Annotated in this window: 2 protein-coding genes; both read right to left on the bottom strand. The window is 68.6% G+C overall.

Annotation, left to right across the window (positions count from 1 at the left end; all coding sequences use genetic code 11):
- Positions 1 to 67 precede the first annotated feature (67 nt).
- Positions 68 to 286, bottom strand: a complete 219-nt coding sequence (locus ACZ5CR_RS46825; RefSeq protein WP_468870156.1) for a DUF397 domain-containing protein — start codon at positions 284 to 286, stop codon at positions 68 to 70.
- The gene (locus tag ACZ5CR_RS46820; protein ID WP_468870158.1) at positions 246 to 1,094 is read right to left on the bottom strand and encodes a helix-turn-helix domain-containing protein; all 849 of its coding nucleotides are present in this window, start codon (positions 1,092 to 1,094) and stop codon (positions 246 to 248) included. Before ACZ5CR_RS46820 ends, ACZ5CR_RS46825 begins: the two co-directional genes overlap by 41 nt.
- Between the last annotated feature and the right edge of the window lie 13 nt (positions 1,095 to 1,107).

The raw sequence follows: 1,107 nt of genomic DNA, 5'->3' as shown, positions 1-1,107 counted from the left end.
TGCCAGGGAGGCAGGGGCGACTCCCCCCTACGCCCTGCCCCTGCCTCCCCCTGGCAAGGCCGTCCAGTCAGCGCGCTCGGAATTCTTCTCGCCCGGCAGCCGCCACGAAGGCCGTGAAGGCGCCGGGCGCGAAGGAGATCACGGGCCCCTCGGGGTTCTTGGAGTCACGGATGGCGATGGTGGTGGCGCAGGGGGCTTCGGCGATCTCTACACAGGAGCCGCCCTGGTCACCGCTGTAGCTGGACTTACGCCACCGCGTCCCGGTCGGGTTCGGTTTGCTCCCCATAGCTTTCCTCCATCACGCGCCGGATCAGCTTCGCCGAGTCCTGGAGGGACAGGGCGGCGGCCTGGAGATGATCGTAACGGAGCGAACCGTCCTTGACCGTCCGCGGGTTGGCGGTCGGGTGACCCGTCCCGTAGCCCTCGGTGTAGATGATGGGCGGGTCGCTCGGGAGGCGGAAGAGGTCGAACGAACCCTGCATTCCCGCATGGGCTCCGGCCGAGTACGGCAGCACCTGGACGTTCACCTTCGGGTCGGCCTCGTAGACCAACAGCCGCGACAGTTGGCCGCGCATGACGCCCCGGCCGCCGATCTCCTGGCGCAGCGCGGCCTCGCCGAGAATGACCCACAGCACCGGTGGTTCCTCCTTCTCCAGGATGCGCTGGCGGGCGAGCCGGACCGCCGTACGGTCGTCGAGATCGCTGGAGTCCAAGACGCCCAGCACGGCGCGCGCGTACGCCTCGGTCTGCAGGAGTCCGTGCACAAGGTGCGTGTGAAAGGTGCAGATCTCGGTGGCCTTGGCCTCGAGCGCGGCCACCTCCCGGAACCACGCGGGGAGTTGGCTCCGCAGGACGAGCTCCAGCAGGCGCGACAGATGCCCGCCGGTGCCGAGTGCCGCGTCCACCCGCTCGCTGAAGTCCTGGGTCGGCAGCTTCCTTGCGGTCTCGATCTGACCGACCAGGGAGCCGGTGTAGCTGATGATGTCGCCGAGTTGCTTCTGCGTGAGAGCGCCCTCTTCGCGGTAGCGCCGCAACTCGAAGCCGTAGTAGTCGAGCGGCGATGCGCCCGGGTCGAGGACATTGATGTGGGTCACGACGGGTCCCCCT

It is taken from the genome of Streptomyces sp. NPDC031274, assembly GCF_055570235.1.
The sequence above is the reverse complement of the archived record's forward strand: the minus strand, read 5'-3'. Positions and strand labels throughout refer to the sequence as shown.